The organism is Aquimarina sp. 2-A2 (assembly GCF_045505135.1).
GTDB lineage: Bacteria > Bacteroidota > Bacteroidia > Flavobacteriales > Flavobacteriaceae > Aquimarina > Aquimarina intermedia.
Window position 1 is genome coordinate 848,749 of record NZ_JBJKFI010000001.1, and the last position, 18,446, is coordinate 867,194.

Annotated in this window: 17 protein-coding genes; all 17 read right to left on the reverse strand. The window is 38.7% G+C overall.

Annotated features, from left to right (window positions below; all coding sequences use genetic code 11):
* Positions 1–7: 7 nt before the first annotated feature.
* Positions 8–1,234, reverse strand: coding sequence for a permease (locus ACJRPK_RS03805; RefSeq protein WP_286814361.1), 1,227 nt, complete (start codon positions 1,232–1,234; stop codon positions 8–10).
* 86 nt (positions 1,235–1,320) lie between these two features.
* Positions 1,321–1,899 carry a DUF2911 domain-containing protein gene (locus ACJRPK_RS03810; RefSeq protein ID WP_407138503.1) on the reverse strand — a complete coding sequence of 193 codons (579 nt, stop codon included), beginning with the start codon at positions 1,897–1,899 and terminating at the stop codon, positions 1,321–1,323.
* Between the two features lie 6 nt (positions 1,900–1,905).
* Complete coding sequence (locus ACJRPK_RS03815) at positions 1,906–2,382, reverse strand: DUF4440 domain-containing protein (protein WP_041495858.1); 477 nt, start codon at positions 2,380–2,382, stop codon at positions 1,906–1,908.
* Positions 2,383–2,400: 18 nt separating this feature from the next.
* Positions 2,401–2,949: an ion channel gene (locus ACJRPK_RS03820; RefSeq protein WP_041495856.1), complete on the reverse strand. Its 549-nt coding sequence runs from the start codon at positions 2,947–2,949 to the stop codon at positions 2,401–2,403.
* Positions 2,950–2,951: 2 nt separating this feature from the next.
* Positions 2,952–4,451 carry an FMN-binding glutamate synthase family protein gene (locus tag ACJRPK_RS03825; RefSeq protein WP_407138504.1) on the reverse strand — a complete coding sequence of 500 codons (1,500 nt, stop codon included), beginning with the start codon at positions 4,449–4,451 and terminating at the stop codon, positions 2,952–2,954.
* A 42-nt stretch (positions 4,452–4,493) separates the two neighbouring features.
* The gene (locus ACJRPK_RS03830) at positions 4,494–5,078 is read right to left on the reverse strand and encodes a DUF2231 domain-containing protein (RefSeq protein WP_407138505.1); all 585 of its coding nucleotides are present in this window, start codon (positions 5,076–5,078) and stop codon (positions 4,494–4,496) included.
* 679 nt (positions 5,079–5,757) lie between these two features.
* Complete coding sequence (locus tag ACJRPK_RS03835) at positions 5,758–6,312, reverse strand: DUF3347 domain-containing protein (RefSeq protein WP_407138506.1); 555 nt, start codon at positions 6,310–6,312, stop codon at positions 5,758–5,760.
* A 20-nt stretch (positions 6,313–6,332) separates the two neighbouring features.
* Positions 6,333–6,785: a heme-binding domain-containing protein gene (locus ACJRPK_RS03840; RefSeq protein ID WP_041495854.1), complete on the reverse strand. Its 453-nt coding sequence runs from the start codon at positions 6,783–6,785 to the stop codon at positions 6,333–6,335.
* Complete coding sequence (locus ACJRPK_RS03845) at positions 6,786–7,403, reverse strand: DUF3347 domain-containing protein (protein WP_407138507.1); 618 nt, start codon at positions 7,401–7,403, stop codon at positions 6,786–6,788. It lies immediately after the preceding gene.
* A 17-nt stretch (positions 7,404–7,420) separates the two neighbouring features.
* Positions 7,421–7,957 (reverse strand): DUF3347 domain-containing protein, encoded by a 537-nt coding sequence (locus tag ACJRPK_RS03850; RefSeq protein ID WP_407138508.1) that lies wholly within the window; start codon positions 7,955–7,957, stop codon positions 7,421–7,423.
* A gap of 21 nt (positions 7,958–7,978) precedes the next feature.
* Positions 7,979–8,449, reverse strand: a complete 471-nt coding sequence (locus tag ACJRPK_RS03855) for a DUF302 domain-containing protein (RefSeq protein ID WP_099647751.1) — start codon at positions 8,447–8,449, stop codon at positions 7,979–7,981.
* Between the two features lie 9 nt (positions 8,450–8,458).
* Complete coding sequence (locus ACJRPK_RS03860; RefSeq protein ID WP_099647752.1) at positions 8,459–8,845, reverse strand: DUF302 domain-containing protein; 387 nt, start codon at positions 8,843–8,845, stop codon at positions 8,459–8,461.
* A gap of 224 nt (positions 8,846–9,069) precedes the next feature.
* Positions 9,070–9,603: a hypothetical protein gene (locus tag ACJRPK_RS03865; RefSeq protein WP_407138509.1), complete on the reverse strand. Its 534-nt coding sequence runs from the start codon at positions 9,601–9,603 to the stop codon at positions 9,070–9,072.
* A gap of 33 nt (positions 9,604–9,636) precedes the next feature.
* Positions 9,637–10,938 carry an APC family permease gene (locus ACJRPK_RS03870; RefSeq protein ID WP_407138510.1) on the reverse strand — a complete coding sequence of 434 codons (1,302 nt, stop codon included), beginning with the start codon at positions 10,936–10,938 and terminating at the stop codon, positions 9,637–9,639.
* 2 nt (positions 10,939–10,940) lie between these two features.
* Positions 10,941–13,316 carry a multicopper oxidase domain-containing protein gene (locus ACJRPK_RS03875; RefSeq protein WP_407138511.1) on the reverse strand — a complete coding sequence of 792 codons (2,376 nt, stop codon included), beginning with the start codon at positions 13,314–13,316 and terminating at the stop codon, positions 10,941–10,943.
* Positions 13,317–13,386: 70 nt separating this feature from the next.
* Positions 13,387–14,604 carry a TolC family protein gene (locus tag ACJRPK_RS03880; RefSeq protein WP_407138512.1) on the reverse strand — a complete coding sequence of 406 codons (1,218 nt, stop codon included), beginning with the start codon at positions 14,602–14,604 and terminating at the stop codon, positions 13,387–13,389.
* On the reverse strand, positions 14,601–18,386 hold the full coding sequence (locus ACJRPK_RS03885) for an efflux RND transporter permease subunit (protein ID WP_407138513.1): 3,786 nt from the start codon (positions 18,384–18,386) through the stop codon (positions 14,601–14,603). The genes ACJRPK_RS03880 and ACJRPK_RS03885 overlap by 4 nt, the downstream gene beginning before the upstream one ends.
* Positions 18,387–18,446: the final 60 nt, after the last annotated feature.

The following is an 18,446-nucleotide window of genomic DNA, read 5'->3' on the forward strand; positions in this document are numbered from 1 at the left end:
ACTAATTTTAGTTCACTAAAAATTTTGCAGTCAGTCCTCCCGCGAGCCATATATAACAGATGAAGGCTGCATATTTTAAAACACTTTCCAACAATGGACTCTTGGGTGCCATCTCGCTCATTGAATGTTCTACATCTTTTTTCTTGAAAAAACCCAGATAAACGAGATAGGCCGAAATGATGAGAAAAGCAACGTTCAAGAAAAAGGTATAATCAATCTTGAAAAATTCGCTATCCTGAATCTTCACCTGTGATGAATCTGGTAGCATATTCAATAAATCAAATCCATAATGAAGTGCCAATGCCGTACCAATTAATGCTGTAAACAATAAAAACGTGATGAACAATGACATTTTCCAACCATAATACTTTGCATTGATTCTCAGTACTGGAAAAACCACCAAATCGCTAAAAATAAAGGCCATTACGCCAGCAAAACTCACGCCTTTTCCGAATAGTAACGCTGCTAACGGAATGTTACCCATTGAACCGATAAAAGTCAAAAATGCGGCAACTGGACCGACCACGATATGTTCCAGAATTTCGAGAAAAGTAAAATCTGTATTGCCTTGACCGCTATTGATGAATAAGGTCTGAAAGAACGAATCTGGCACAAAAGCCGCTGTAATACCCGCAACGGTAAAACCTACGGTTACATCCTTCCAGACCATTTGCCATTCCATCTTATATTTTTTGGCAACACGCGCCCAACTGTCTTCGTTCTTGATTTGTTTCTTCCAATCTTTGGAACCGTCCATCTCATCATCATCTTCATTTTCGAGATTCTTACGGGCTTTTTCGATGAGTTTTTTAGGATTGATGAGTCGTATCAGAATCCACGAAATACCAATCAAGAGAATACCACCTACATATTCGCCAACCACAAACTGCCATCCTAAGAATATGGAAATGATAATCCCCAATTCTATGACGAGATTGGTCGATGCCAACAGAAAGGCAATGGAAGACACAAAACTTGCCCCTTTCTTAAAAATGGATTTTGTACCTGCCAAAGCCGAAAAACTGCACGAGCTACTTATAAAGCCGAAAAACGTGCCCAAAAGCACACTTTTGCCTTCGTTTTCGCCCATTGTTTTTTGCATCCGCTTTTCGGTCACGAAAATCTGTATCATACTACTGATGATATATCCCAAAATGAACGCCCAAAGCGCCATCCAGAAAAATCCGGTGGTCGTATAGGCGGCTTCGCCCCATTGTTTTAAAAATTCGTTCACGGTTTAAACTGTATTAGTTTTTCATTCTTTGATGATACACCTGTTTTTAATTTCTTTATCATTGAGCTTTGGTTGACCATATCTTGCTATTTTACTTTGAATGGAATTACTACTTTAACTTTTTCCCAAGCTAATGTTATGTCACCTTCAGTATCACTAATTTTATGGATACTATATTCTAAGTGTTCCTTCAGGCTATCCGCAATAATCGGTGTCACCTTAAATCGTATTACATCATCTTTTTCGTCATATTCATCCTTTCCGTGCTGGTTCCAATTGGAATTTAAAATGATGGTCCATTCTTCTTTTGAAGGAATGGTAAAAAATCCATATTTACCTGCTTTCAGTTCCTTACCATCTATTTCTAAATCCGTATCCGTCTCTATCCACGTAGCCATATGTGCCCCTGCTTGCCAGACTTGGTCATACGCCAGCAAACCACCAAAAATCATCCTGTCCCTAACCTCTGGCGATGAATAATCAATATGGATGTGCGCATTACCAATGGTCGCCATTGCAGAGGTGTGGGGGCTTAACACTTTTTTTGGCGGTTGTTCTATGGTTGTTTCTTTCGACTGTTCCGGCAATGGCTCGGTTTTCTTCTCTTTACAACTGGTAATAAGAAGAAGACCGAACACTATACTAATTGAAATATATCTACTCATCGGTTGTTACTTAGTATTTCTTGAAGATGAATGGGTTTTTATTATTTTCCATTTTCCATCTATTTTTTTAAGGATTGAGGTTGCTACCCCTTTTTTCTTTATGGCCCGGCTATTTCCCTTGTCGTCCGGATTGAGGACAATGGTATATATGTATGTTTCGGTAGTAAAGGCATAGGGTACATCTACCTTTACATCGATTTCATAATCTGAAAATTCAAATTTTTCAAAGTGACCCAATTCCGGTCCTAAATGATGTTCTATATAGTGGCTGTACGTACCCTCGACGCCTCCCGATTCAAAAACCTCGGAATCCTCGGTAAATAATTCGAAAGTACCATCGGTCGTTAGGTTTTGTAAGGCATCCTTATAGCTTTTCATTACTGTAAGCACTGCTTCTTTTTCTGTTTTTGCATCTTGTCCAAATAGTGGGCTTGTCGCTATTATGAGCAACATTACCACCGTAGTTAATTTTAGTGTTTTCATACTTTTAGTTTTTAAAGGTTATTTATTTACTCGAATTCTATTCACATTTGCGATACCAAAGACCAGGACGAAAAACCGCAGTGCCACTTCAAGCGCCACCAGGATTTTCGCGGGTAAGGAAATTGGGACTATATCACCATATCCTACTGATGAGAATGTTATCAAACTAAAATAGGATAAATCAAAAACTACCGACAGTCCATCATTGCCAATACTGTTGTTCATTTTAAAATGAATAGCATCCACAAACTGTAACGCCGTGTAATCTATTGCAAACGATAAAACTATCAACACAATCAGATATCCGAACAAGACCAGTACGTGGCTCAATAGATGGCTCTGACCAATTATCTTCATTAGTTGGTTAAAGGACAAGGCTATAATAAATCCTATTTTTAGTAATGTTAAGGCAAGAAGTATACCTATAGCCAAAAGCCCTTCCATAGTAGGTAGCGCATACAGTTCGATTACTGAAGCAATTAGCAGCACCAATAGAACATACTTTGAGCTATTGAAAAGTTGCCCATAAAACGCCCTTGTGGTTTCTATGTCTTTTTCTTTATCCATTCTTATTTATTATCTGTAAAAATCTCATCATACGTCTTTGTATCATTCTCATTGATTCTTCTTATTATATACTTTTTGTCGATATCCCTTCTATTATCAATTCCCATTGATTTAAGCAACTCCTTAAAAGCTTCCATAGTGTTTTTATGGTAGTTGGCTACTTTGGTCTTTTTATCTTCTACTACCAATGATGCTACCCTTGAAGGTTCCATTGTGGTGATTCCCGTAGGGCAGGTATCCAGATTGCATTTTAAGGATTGTACGCAGCCCAAGGCAAACATCATCCCTCTGGCACTATAGCAAGCATCGGCACCAAGTGCCAACATTCTATAGATATCAAAAGCTGAAATTATTTTTCCTGCCGCCATTACTTTTATTTCATCTCGCAATCCATACTTTTTAAGAATGCCGTTTGCAAAATGTACGGCTTCAATTATTGGCATTCCAGCCCAATGTAGCGATTCCATATGTGCAGCACCGGAACCACCTTCTGCGCCGTCAATGGCTACAAAATCTGGATAGTTTTGCTTTTCAGCAAAAGTGCGAACCATTCGTTCGAATTCGTCTTTCTGTCCGATGCACATTTTAATCCCTATGGGTTTTCCTCCAGACAGCTTTCTTAAATTTTGTACAAAGGCAATCATTTCCAAATCAGTACTAAATTCAGCGTGATGTGGTGGCGATAGAATTTCGGTTCCTTTTTCTACGTCCCTGTACTTTGCAATTTCCTCGGTATTTTTTTTGGCAGGAAGAATGGCCCCAAAACCGGGTTTTGCACCCTGTGAGACTTTTATTTCAATCATTTTGACCACTTCATTGGATGCGATTTCCACAAATTTTTTAGGGTCGAAATTCCCTTCTTCTGTCCTACATCCGAAATATCCAGTGCCAAACTGAAAAATAACATCGGCTCCATATTCCTGATGGTAGGGGGTAAATCCACCTTCGCCAGTATTTTGGGCAAAGCCTGCAATTTTTGCACCGCCGTTAAAGGCAAGCGTTGCATTTTTACTGATGGAACCATAGCTCATCCCAGCCAGATTTAAGATGCTTGCCGAATAGGGTTTTGAGCACTTTGAACTTCCTATGGCTACCCTAAAATCATCTTTGATTTCCTTTGCAGGATACGTGGAATGGGTAAACCATTCGCGACCAACTTCGTCATACGGAATCTGCGTTCCAAAAGGTTGGTTTTTGACTACGTCTGCGGCACGTTTATAAACGATTTCTTTCTGTATCCAATTGAAAGGTTTTCCCTCTGTTCTATTCAATAAAACCGTTTCTTGAATGACGTGGCGTTGTTTTTCCAATAGATTGGTAATTCTTCCCAGCAAAGGATAGGTGCGTCTTATATTATTGGATTTTTGAAAATAATCTATTAGACCCAAAACGAGGATTGGAAGTAGTATCAAAGCCAACCACCACAAAAGTGGATATAGAATGATTATGGCAGCTAATGCCAAAATCAAGATGATGCTCGTGATAATAAATCCTTTTCTCATTGGTATTGTTTAATGTGAATGTTCGTTACTTTCGCCTTTTCCTTATTCATTTTCAGTCTCGATATATTTTCCTTGTGGACCAACTCCTTCTATATATACCAGCTGCGAACCATAATGTCCCGCTTCAGAAACCGAATATGCCGAAAATGCCATAACCAAAAAAACCGCTATTTCGAAGCCGCGCTTTAATCTAACCCAGAACAGACTCACTATTTTTAAAATCGCAGCAAGAGCGCTCGACCATAGAGTCCATTCCGCATATTTATCGTGTTGGTCTAATACGCTTTGGGCTATTTCGGTCAATTCTGCAGTATGTGGATGCACCAAAGTGCTGGCTACATATGCGCCTATAAACCCTGAGCCTACCATTAAGAGGATAACCCAATCCATTGTTCGATTCAATGTAAAAAGCTGTATGAGCTGCAAGAGTACTGCAATAATGAGCAGTACGATAGGAAAATGCACCACCATAGGGTGCAGGTTGGGAAACGCATCAAAATCTGCTTTTACGTCATCCGATTGTGCAATTGATGTTATGTTAGTCGATAATTCAATTTTATCTGAATCGTTTCGTTTTTCATTTAGGGCAAAAACATTGGTGAAACTGCCTGAAAAGGCAATGACCAAAATAATTGAAAAGATTTTTATTGTTTTCATTTGTTACGGTTATTAATTTTTACCTGATAATTGCAACACCAATGCTCCTATAACTATGACAGCAATAATAGTATACACTATATAGTTAGTCCACTTCTTTAATGGACTTTTATTTTGCGCTTTGCCATTATTTGTATTGCAGCAATCCTTCATCAACTTTATTTATTTTTCAGCTTGAGATTATGAAACTGAAAATTATTAGATTATACTTGAAAATGAGAGGCGAACTGGTATTAACCAATAAACCAATCTGAAATGCTCACCTCCCAAAATCAAGTAATCTTCACTAAACTTCTCTTTTTCAATAATTCTCTATTTTGCCCGGAAAGGGAAGAGCTTCATCATCACTAATTGATGCATCGTCTCTTCCATATTCGGGCTACTATTAACCAAATCAACCTTTCTTTTTCAATAAATTTATTGTGCCTAATTAAGAGAAAGGGCCTTAAAAACCAACCAGAAATACGTGCCCTCTCTCTTATTAGGACTTAAATTTTTGCCTGACTTGGGAAGGAACTAACACTAACCATCAATTATTTTTCCTTCCCACGACAGGACTTATAAACTATTCTAGATTCTCCAAAAACTCTATAACTATCTGTTAACTAATAAACCAGAACAAGAAAAGGACTTCTTGGATAGGGATAATCTATTGAATAGTCTTTTGTACTTTGCCACACGTAAGCATCTTGCTCCCGTAATACGGATTCCTCACTTCATCCTTTTGGCTCAACCACGCGCTACCTTTATCGTACATCGGGCAAAATTGTTGGTACAATGTATTTTTTGTTCCAGTAATGGCCACCATATCCGTGATATCCTTGCTTAACGTTTTAAAATGTTCGCGTTGGTGGTCTATGGCGCTTTCGGCAATATGCTCGGCGTGTTCGGTGGCATCTTCTATAATATCTGCCAGCTCGCTTTGTTGTTCTTTTGTATAGTTACTGCTGTCAAATGCTTTTAAGGAAGCCACTAATGTAGTGCCTAATTGTGCCGCTTTTTTGGTGTCATCAGCCACCAAGGCATCTTTTAGGTTGAAATAGTCATCTAAAATTACTTCTGCCTTTGCATCAGTCTTGGTATCCATCATTTTACTATGGTCCATTTTCATATTGCTGTGGTCCATTTTATCTTTTTCCTGTGCATAAGCAAAAGAAACCGTTAATAATAGCATTGCTGCTATACTCATTTTTATCTTTTTCATAATTTTAATTTTTAGGTTATTTATAAACTGTCTTTTAATTGTGTTACCCAATTGATGATTTCTTCCGTTTCTTCTTTCGAGAACTTGGCGTCTCTATGAATTAAGGTGTATGAATCCAAGGGCATCTCACCACTTTCAATTTGCTTGATGATAGACCTTAATTTACTTGTCTTTCTGCGACTTGACAATGAATCCCATTCGTTGAAATTTAACTCTGCCTTACCTTCTTTAATGTGGTCTTCCAAGAACCAAGCAACTGGCTGAACTCGATTATACCAAGGATATTGGGTGTTGTTACTGTGACAATCATAGCAGGAAACCTGTATCTTTTTCTGAATAGCCTCCGGAACCTTATGCACCAACATAAAATCTGTTTGGGGCACGGTATCGCTTTGATTACGTGTTGTAGGAATAAACTGAATTACAACAAACACCACCAAAAGAATTCCCGCTATGATTTTTACAATCTTCATTTAGTTGATTTCTTTCTGGACTTTACCACAGGTTAACATTTTACTACCATAATACGGATTCTTCACGTCCTTGCTCGTGCTCAACCAAGCGCTACCGCCATCATACATTGGGCAAAATTGTTGGTACAAGGTGTTTTCTGTTCCTGTAATAGCAACCATATCTGTTACATCCTTGCTCAATACTTTAAAGTGCTCTCGCTGGTGTGCTATATCGCTTTCTGAAATGTGCTCTGCGTGTTCTACCGCATCCTCAACGATGTCCTTTAAATCTGATTGCTGCGTATCGGTGTATTCTGAAATATCGAGCTTTCCTAAGGTTGTTGCGAGGCTTGCCCCAAGTTCTTTGGCTTTGGCATTATCATCATTTACCAAAGCGTCCTTAAGTTTAAAATAGTCGGTCAAAATAGCTTCTGCTTTTGCGTCTTGACCATTGTTCATTGCCATTTCATCATCTTCATTCATTGGATTATCATCCATCATATCATCCATCGATTCTTGATGCATCTCATTGCTCATAGGCGCTGCGGGTTCGTTTTTGTTTCCGTCTTTGCAGGCAGTAGCACTTAATAGAACTAATGCCAGTCCGGCAATCATTACATTTTGTTTCATCATTTTCATAATTATATATTTAAGGCTTATTTATTAATGGTTTTCTTGACCGACCCGCACTTCAGCATTTTCTCTCCGAAATAGGGATTGGTAATTTCTTTTACCGCTGCATACCAATAGGCTCCTTCATTGTTAAATGCCATTGGGCAGTATTTTTTGTATATGGTTCCTTCAGATAAGGCATCTTCAAACATAGGCCCCGCCTTTTCCGTGAACTGTGCAAAAAGTTCCCTTACCTCTTCTATATCTTGAGCATCAGCCATTTGTTGTGCGAGCTGTTTCATCTCCATTCGTTCTTCACCAAATGATGCGGCCATATCCTTGCTAATGGATTTTGCTTGACTCTCATCGCTTTTTGCCAGCGCCATCTTGATTTCAAGGTAATTGTGCCATACCTTCCCGGTCATCCCGTCTATAAAGCCTTGGTCTGCCACATCTGCAGTGTTTTCTTTTGCGGTCTTTACCTCTTCAGGTGTGTTAATCTCTACAGTTTGTTTTTCCTTGCAGCTAATAAACGCTATAAGTGCAAAAGCTGCGATTGTTGTTTTCATTAGTGTTTTCATTTGTATATTATTTAAGTGAATTCAAAGTTTAAAATTTTTAGGTCCAATAAAGTCCAATAAATCGGTCAGTGCTTTTTTTATTTCTGCACTTATTTTTTTTATTTCTGGCTTTTCTGAAAATGACCAAGTTTTTTCAATATCTTCAATGGAAACCTCAATAATACTATTATCTTCAACCTCTTTAATACTAATTTTACAAGGAATTAAAGTAGTCATTTGTATGTCGTTTGAAATTAGTTCAGCAGTAATTTTTTTATTACAAATCAATAAAATCAAGTGTTGAGGCAAGTCTTTAAAATAGCCCTCTAGATATTCACAAATATCCATTTCAGCTACAACATCAAATTGAGCTTTTCTTAAGTTTTCTTTTATTTGGTTTTGCACTTCATTAAAAGTTACAGTACCATACCTCCTGACAATACAATACTGTGTGCTTTGGCTATCACTGTAATTTTGACTGTCTATATTTTTATCACGACTATTTTTTTCCATATCAGACTATTAAAGACGATTAATAACAGATTGTAGCTTACTAGTGATATCCTTGGCCACTTTATGAAGTTTTTCATTGTTAACAGCCTGCATAGAAGCTAATGGGTTGATTGCCGCCACTTCAACGAATTCATCACTTTGTTGTTGAACTATTACATTACAAGGAAGCATCGTTCCTATCTTGTCCTCAGCTTCAAGCGCCTTATGTGCATATGGGGGATTACAAGCACCTAAAATTTGATACCGTTTGAAATCTATACCTAGTTTATCTCTAAGGGTTTCATTTACGTTGATTTCAGTAAGAACACCAAAACCTTCATTTTTAAGTTCATTTGTAACTTTTGTGATTACATTATCAAAGTCTTCTTTCAAAGTTTTATTGAAATAATATTCCATTGCTCTACATTTTAAGAGGTTATATTTTTATTTTAAAATTCGTTGTTATTCAGTTCTTTGCAGTCTTCTTAATTGCAGACTGTTAAATTCTTACTTTTTTCTTCTGCCTGATACGAGAAATATTACCCATACCAAAATGGCAAATCCTATTATCCACCACCACATCATCATATCTCTATTCTTTTATTGTTAAACATTCGCTTTTAATTACGTCACTCAATGAGTTATTTTTTATCCTCCATCTTCTTTTTCTTTTTCTGCATCATTTTTTCCATCATATCAGGATTCTCATCCATCATTTTTTTCATCCTCTTCTTCATTTCTTTTTTCATCATTTCATTATTATGAATTTTTTCCATCAACATCTTGCGACCCTTTTCGTTTTCCATCATCTTTTCTAGCATTTTAGATTGCATCTTTTGCATCTTTTGCATCATTTCAGGATTTTTATCCATCATTTTCTTCATATGGGATTGCATTTTCTCTTTCATATCAGGATTCTTTTCCATCATCATTTTCATATTTTCAGATTCCATTTGTTCCATATGACCTTTCATCAGTATTTTTTTTGCTTCTTCATTTTTTCTGGCTTCACTGATGAAATTTGTAAATTGAACTGGATTTGAAATGATTTCTTGATAAATGGCATTTCTATTTTCTTCGACCCGCAAGGTCTCAGTTGCATTAAAGGTTGATTTACAACTTACAAGTGTTCCAATGAAAGTAATTGCTATCAGAACGGTAGTTTTTGTTTTCATAGTTTTCATTTTAAGGTTTATAAATAGTTCATCTTAATCTTCATTTTCGTTTCTTCTAAGAAACCACTTCTCTCCGAAAAAAATCAATACCATCATTGCGGCTGCCACGATAACAACCAACAAATCACTACTTGCTTTTATCCACAGAAAAGCACCCAAAACAACGACATCTAAAATAATTGCTGTTATGAGTACTAAGGCGCGAGCTTTAATTTCTTTTCTCATATTCCTTAATACTCCGTAATGGATACCGATATCCATAATTAAGTAAAAAATGGCCCCAAGAGAGGCTATTCGTGTAAGGTCAAAAAGGATAGTCAGCGTTAATGCCAATACCACTGTATATACTAACATATGTTTTTGTAATCTACCCGGCATCCCGAAATGTCTATGAGGTATCAATTCTTTTTCGGTAAGCATTGCAGTCATTCTTGATACCGCAAAAATGCTGGCGATTACTCCTGATATAGTGGCGACAATGGCAATCCCCACGGTAAACCAAAGGCCATATTTTCCGAAAGCAGGTCTAGACGCCTCTGCTAGGGAATAGTCTTTAGCTTTTATAATTTCATCAATAGAAAGGTTTGAAGAGACTGCAAAAGCTACCAACATATATACGACTGTGCAGATAAGTAATGAAATGATGATGGCACGACCCACATTTTTATTTGGGTTTACAATTTCTCCACCGCTATTGGTTATGGTTGTAAAACCTTTGTAGGCTAAAATTGATAATGCTAGTGCGCCTAAATAATTTGTTATAGGTGTTTCAGTCAGGCTCTCTGAGGGAACCACTTCTGAGAATGAAAAGCCAGCAGCCCAAAGCCCACCAATAGCAAATATGGCAATACCTCCAATTTTAAGGATAGCCATAACCAAAGAAGACTTTCCAATAATATTGTTACCAGAGATATTGACTAGAAAGGCTACCACCAACAATACTACTCCCAAAATGGGTACCCAAACACTATTTTCTCCTACATCAAATAGCTGTAATGTATAAGAGCCAAAGGTTCGGGCTACCAAACTTTCATTAATTACCATTGATAGAGCCATTAACAATGCACCCGAAGCAGTCAAAGCACTTTTCCCATATATTTTTTTTAAATACATAGCGATTCCTCCCGCCGAGGGGTAGGCATTAGACATCTTAACATATGTATAGGCACTGAATCCCGAGATAATGGCTCCTATCAAAAATGCATACGGAAACCACTGGCCTGATAGTTCTGCTACCTGACCTAATAAGGCAAATATTCCTGCACCAATCATCACTCCCGTACCTAACGATACAGCTCCAGTTAAACTCAGGCTATTTTTTTTATATTCTGACATATTTAAAATCGGGCTAAAAGACCACCACCCCAACCGTATCGGTTGTTATAGTTTCCTTGTATTGAAAAATTTCTTGATAGGATGTAGGAAAGTCCAACCAACCATTGGGTTTCACTCTCATAAGAGCTATTCCCTATATCATTTACCCATCCAAAGTCTGCCCTATATTCATATTCGCCTTCCAGAAAAATTCTAGGAAAAATCAATAGCTCTCTGTCCAGACGTATTCTCGGACGCAGTTGATGGTCCATACTCACATCTACATTAAACCTGTAGGGTGTAAAGTACTTTACACCGACCAATCCTACGGTATTGAACTCATCGAAGGAATTAGGTGTTTCTGTTTCTGTATTTACCCCTACATAGAGACGCACCCAATCATTTAGATATCTATCATAGTTCACTTCGGCCTCAAGGTTCTTGTCATAGTCGAACTCTGCCCTTAAACCAAATCCATTTCTGATATTGCTTGACATCAAAAAGAGTTCGTTAAAATTTGAGCCTGCACGCAACAATCCCCAAGAATAGTAATGGTCTGTCTCATTGATAAGCTTTTGAACTGGATAATCTTTCATTCTTTCGTCCCTTGGGGTATCGTAACTAAACACACGCGCCATACCACCCATCATATGGTATAGTACGTGGCAATGAAAGAACCAATCTCCATATTCTTCGTTATAGAATTCTATGACCACTTTCTGCATTGGCGGTACGTTTACCGTATGCTTTAATGGGGAACGTTCACCATTTTCGTTGATGACCCTAAAGTAATGGCCGTGCAAGTGCATTGGGTGGTGCATCATTGTGAGGTTATTAAGTGTAATTCTGGTTACTTCACCTCCTTTTATATTTATCTTGTCGGTTTCTGATAATGGCACACCATTCATACTCCATACATACCGTTCCATATTTCCTGTTAGATTCAATAGTAGTTCGTTTACCGGTAAATCATCTTTAAATGCAGTATTTTCTTTTGCTTTTAAAAAATCATAGTTGAAATAGGTTTTACGGGTTTCGTAATCAAATGAGGAAGTATCCTTTTGCATCTTTGACATATCGTGCTGCATATGGTCACTCATTTTGTCTGAATCCCCTGCTTGGTTCATTTGCATTTTGTCCTTTTTCATTCCCATCGTATCATCCATCTTCATATCCATCTGGTCATTCATTTTGCCATCTTTCATCGACATCTTATCGCGCATCACCATTTTCATCTGACCGTCTTTCATATCCATCTTCATTCCATAATTCTCCTTCAGATATTCTGGTGTTTTCTTCTTTTTGTTGCCCACCATCGCAGGCGCGCCCATTTTCATATCCATTTTAGCCATTTGCTTCATCATCTCCACTTTATCAGGTCTGTCAATTCTTTTAGCTGGATAGAGTGTGCCGCTACCTAATTGTATAGAGGTATGACCAGAGCCATCTTGTGCCGTAGCGGTAATCTCTATAGTACCTTCGGGAATGGTAACGATAACATCATACGTCTCAGCTATACCAAAGAGAAATCTGCTTTTAGAAACGGGTTGCACATCAACTCCGTCACTGGCAACCAACAAAGGGTTACCACCACCGAAATCTACCCAGTAGTAAGTAGAAGCCGAGGCATTGATGAAGCGAAGTCTTACCTTTTCTCCCGGTTTAAATTCTGGATATTCTGCCAGTGATTTACCATTGCTCAAAAATGCGGGATAATAAATGTCTGCTATATCTGCACCTTCCATTCTATCTCTCCAGAACTTAAATTGTGCTCCCAAGGCACCTTCTTTTATGACTCTACTTAACGGTACTGCCGTTCCTTTTTTAACTTGATACCACTCGTTACGTCTTTTAAGGTTTCGCAATACATTCATTGGATCTTCGTTGGTCCAATCTGACAGCACCACTACTAAATCTTTGTCATAATCCAATGTTTTTTCTTTTGGTTGAATAACTATTGAACCGTAAACACCGCTTTGCTCTTGTAGCATCGTATGGGAATGGTACCAATAGGTTCCTGATTGATTAATAGGGATTCTATATTGAAATGTTGTACCTGGTTTTATTGGCGGTGTCGTTAAATACGGAACACCATCGTAAAAGTTGGGAAGTATCAACCCGTGCCAGTGCACTGAGGTTTCTTCATCCATTTTATTGGTTACATTGATAATGGCAAGGTCGCCTTCGTTAAATTCCAAAACCGGTCCAGGAATACCACCATTGATGGTCATTCCCTTAGCGGTTACACCAGCGAGCGTCATTTCATTTTCTTCAATCGTAAGATCGTATTCCTTAACTGGTCTTCCTTCTTCTTTTCTATCTTGTCCGTTAGTTCCCACTTGTGCATTACCCATATATGTTATGAGCAGCGCAAATACTATTGTTATCTTTCTAATCATAATTTGCATTTTTAACTATTTGTAATTTATCAAGTTTGGGTTTCACCCATTGACTGTTTATGTTTTTATTTTATCTTGTTAAATAATTTATCTTAGCATATTCTGTATAATACCCTTTAATAGATTCGATTAAATTGATTTGAAACTTCAACTGTAATTCTTGTACATCCAGTACATCATTAAAATCTATGGTTCCGGTCTCGTAATTTTTAATGAGAATTTCCTCGGCATCATTCGCCTGCTTTAAATTGTCTGTCTGCGTATTGAATTTGATTCTCATAGTGTTCCTGTTATGGACTGCTTGCGCAAGGCGTGTTTCGAGGCTATTAAGCCGCTCATCTTTCTGGGATATTATCTCCAACTGCCTCAGTTCATTTTGTTTGGTTACAGAGTTGTACCTATTGTTGAATATTGGTATGGATATGGATATCATAGGCATTATAATGTCTTTTCCATTATCTGAAAAATTCATATCCGCTCGCTCTGAAACTGGTACATAGTCTAATCCAAAACCAATACTGGGTGCACTTTCCTTTTGGTTCAATAACTCTGACTTTTCAATAGACTCATACAGCTTATCGTATTTTATGAGCTCAGGATTTAACTGAAGATTTTCATTTAAAACGAGAGGGTCAACATCTGGAATCATCATATCTTCTATGACATTTACGGGCATCGTTTCATCTCTATTTAAAAGATTGTTGAAAAGCGTCTGTTCGGCCTGATAATCCTGTTCCAAAACTTCTCTTTGCTGGACGAGTTCGTTTTGTCTTATCTGAAGTCGAAGAACATCTACCGCTGATGCTTTACCAACTTCCAACGAGGTTAATGCAAGACGTTCATAAGTTTCCAAAAGTTCGATATTCTCATCGAACACAAGTTGCTTCGTCTTTATGGAATACAGTTGATAATAGGATTGGGCGACCGCAAGTGCAAGTTTCCGTTTGGCGATGGCAATTTCTACAAACTCGGTTTCCGCCATCGAACTCGCATAGTTTTCTCTCGCTGTTATCGTACCAAACCAAGGCAACATCTGCGAAATAGAGAATCGTGCCCTTTGGGCACCGGTTCGGGTTTCGGGTTCACTTACAAAATATCCCGCGCTTACCACGGTATTTGGCAACCAGTTGACCTCGTTTACTTTTTCTTCGGCAATATTGTAGCGCAATTCAAAAGCCTGAATCTCCGGGTTATTAGCTTCCGCTTCTTCAATGTAGGACTGTAATTGTTGCGCCTTTGCTAAAGCGGAAACAAACAAAAGACAGATTATGATTTTTATATTTTTCATTTGTTTGCTCTTTTAAGTTGAAATTCCTTTTTCCAGCTATATAGAACCGGTAACAGGAAATAAGATGTGACGTCGATAATCATTCCGCCAAAAATGGGGATGGCCATCGGTATCATAATGTCGCTTCCTTTTCCTGTAGATGTGAGTACTGGCAACAATGCCAAAACTGTGGTCACGGTGGTCATCAAGCAAGGGCGTATGCGTTTTCCTGCGGCTTCCAATGTGGCGAGACGTATGCCTTTTTTACTGTCTGGCTCGTTGCTTTTAAAAGATTGGTCTAAATAGGTTGCCATTACGACACCATCATCAGTCGCAATACCGAAAAGGGCAATAAAACCGACCCACACTGCCACACTTAAATTGATGGTTTTCATATTGAACAAGTCCCGTAGGTTCTCGCCAAAAAAGCTGAAATTGAAAAACCAATCCTGACCGTATAACCAAATCATTATAAAGCCACCTGCAAATGCTACGGCGATGGCAGTAAAAACCATAAGCGACGTAGAAACCGACCTGAATTGGAAATATAAAATCAAGAAAATGACCAGCAAACAAAGTGGCACAACTACCGATAACGTTTTTTCTGCTCGTAATTGATTTTCATAGGTTCCTGTAAATCGGTAACTGATTCCTTGTGGCACGACCAAATCGCCATTATCGATTTTCTGCTGAATGAGCGCTTGTGCATTTTCCACCACATCGACTTCAGCAAAGCCATCGAGCTTATCAAACAGCACATACCCAATCAAGAAGGTGTCTTCACTTTTAATGACCTGTGGACCTTGCTCGTATCGTATATCTACCAGTTCGCCCAAAGGAACCGGACTTCCAGTTGACACAGGCACATAGATACTTTTTAAATCTTCTGGATTTGCACGTAATTCCCGTGGATAGCGTACTCTTACACCATACCGCTCACGGCCTTCTACTGTTTGGGTAAGTGGCATACCGCCCACAGCTACTTGAAGCACTTCCTGAACATCCATTATTGAAATCCCATAGCGTGCCAACTGGTCTCGTTTAATGTCAATTAGCAAATAGGGTTTACCCACGATGCGGTCTGCAAAAACGGCTTGTTCTTTAACACCTTCGGCTTGTTTTAGGATGTCTTCCAATTGCAATCCAAAGTTTTCTATGGTTTTTAAATCTGGCCCTTTGACCTTAATTCCCATAGGTGCTCGCATACCTGTTTGTAGCATCACGAGTCGTGTCTCGATGGGCTGCAACTTGGGCGCAGAAGTCACGCCTGGAAACTTGGTCACTTTTACAATTTCATTCCAAATATCATCAGGACTGCTTATTTCTGGTCGCCAGTTTCGGTAGTATTCCCCATCGTTATCTTCAATCAATTCATTGCGTGTTGCACTTGTTTTGAGTTTTGATGCTGCATAGTTTGCATCATCATCGATTTCATTATTGGGGTTAATAATGAACTTGTCATTTTTCAGCACAAATAGACCATCATCGTTCACACGGTAGCGTTGTCTCTCGCCATTCTCATTTCGCATATATTCAGACTTATACTGAATGACATTTTCATACATCGAGAGTGGTGCAGGGTCAAGAGCAGATTCTGTCCTTCCTGCTTTTCCTACCACCGTTTCAATCTCTGGTATACTCGCCACGGCCATATCGAGCTGTTGAAGTACCCGTTTATTTTCTTCAACGCCAGCGTGAGGTAGAGATGTTGGCATTAACAGGAATGAACCTTCATTAAGTGCCGGCATAAATTCCTTCCCTGTGTTGCGCATTATGACCACACCTAAAATCAGCACCGTGGTTGGAATAATTAAAAAAAGAAATCGGTTTTGAAGTGCCCAACGCAAAATGCTGTCATAGTATCTTCGGAAAACTGTAAACACACCAAGCAATCCAAAGCAGATAATCGCTACAAAAATCAAATTCATTAGAATACTACGGTCAAAACCAAGTGGTCGCCAGTATTCGGCTAACAGCACGACGATAGCAATACAGGAAATGATGATATTTACTACATTTTGATTGATGTTGAACCTATAGCCAGCAATGGTATGGTTGTATTCCTTTTTCGCTTTAAGCGAAAAGAATAAACCGCTACATCCAAAAGCTATCAAAATCAACCCAAGCCAGTAACCAAATACAAGTGCAGTGATGCCGAGTGCGATTAAAAGACCATTCAAAAGCAGTATGGATCGCTGACGAATACTTGTTTTTCTGAAAAGGAACGCGGCAAATGGCGGTATTAAAAACAGCGCGATTACAAGCGATGCAGAAAGCGCCATTGTCTTTGTAAAAGCCAATGGTCTGAAGAGTTTGCCTTCGGCACCTATCATTGTGAACACAGGTAGAAAACTGATAATCGTTGTGAGAACTGCGGTTAATATTGCACCGGAAACTTCCGCAGTAGCGTTGTAGATGATTTCGTTTGTAGTGTATTCTATTCCGCTTTCGCGAAAGCGTAATTTTTCATCTTCCAGATGCCGAATCATATTTTCGGCAAGTATGACGCCCACATCTACCATCGTACCGATAGCAATGGCAATTCCTGACAAGGCAACAATGTTGGCATCTACATTAAAGAGCTTCATTGTTATGAAAACCATTAAAACGGCAACAGGCAACAGGCCAGAAATTAGAATGGACGCACGCAGATTGAACACCATTACGATGATGACCAAAATGGTAATCAGTATTTCAAGTGTAAGGGCTTCATTGAGCGTGTGAAGTGTTTCCTGAATAAGCTGAGTACGGTCGTAAAAGGGAACAATGGTTACTTGTGAAGTACGACCATCTGCCAAGGTTTTAGTGGGTAGTCCGGATGATAATTCAGCTATTTGGTCTTTTACATTATTGATGACCTCCAAGGGGTTTGCGCCATAGCGCGCTACCACGACACCGCCTACCACTTCGGCACCTTCTTTATCTAAAATACCACGTCGCGTTTGTGGTCCCAAATGTACATTGGCAATGTCTTTGATTCTGATAGAAGTGAAATTTTCTGAAGCGACGACCGCATTTTCAATATCTGCAACCGATTTTACATACCCCAATCCACGAACCAGGTATTCGGCTTGATTAATTTCCAAAGTCTGAGCACCGATGTCTTGATTGCTTTCCTTTACCGCTTTTACAATATCTGTCAAACCGATGTTGTACTGCCGCATTTTTTCAGGGTCAACATCCACTTGATATTCCTGGACATAACCACCAATTGAGGCCACTTCAGAAACACCGCTTGCCGAAGACAATCCATATTTCACATAGTAATCCTGTATGCTACGCAATTCCTGTAAATCCCAACCGCCAGTTACATTACCATCTTTGTCACGACCTTCCAGCGTGTACCAAAATATTTGACCCAAACCTGTGGCGTCTGGACCCAATGCTGGGTTAACGCCATCGGGTAATAAGTTAGCGGGAAGTGAATTGAGTTTTTCGAGAATACGGCTTCGCGACCAATAAAATTCTACATCTTCTTCAAAAATGATATAGATACTGGAAAAACCGAACATTGAAGAGCTTCGGATGGTCTTGACCCCAGGAATTCCCAACAATGAAGTTGTAAGTGGATAGGTAATTTGGTCTTCAATATCCTGTGGTGAACGCCCTTGCCATTTGGTAAAAACAATTTGCTGATTTTCGCCGATGTCTGGAATGGCATCAACAGATACAGGATCAGTTGGTAAAATACCTGTTTCCCAATTGAAGGGTGCGTTAACTACTCCCCAACCTACGAATAGGGCGAGCAATATAACGGCAACAAGTTTGTTTTCTATGAGAAATTTGATGCTTTTATTCAGCATAAAAATAATTATTAAGTAATTAGACTACTTGTTGAAAAAACAAGATACAGGCAGTTTAGC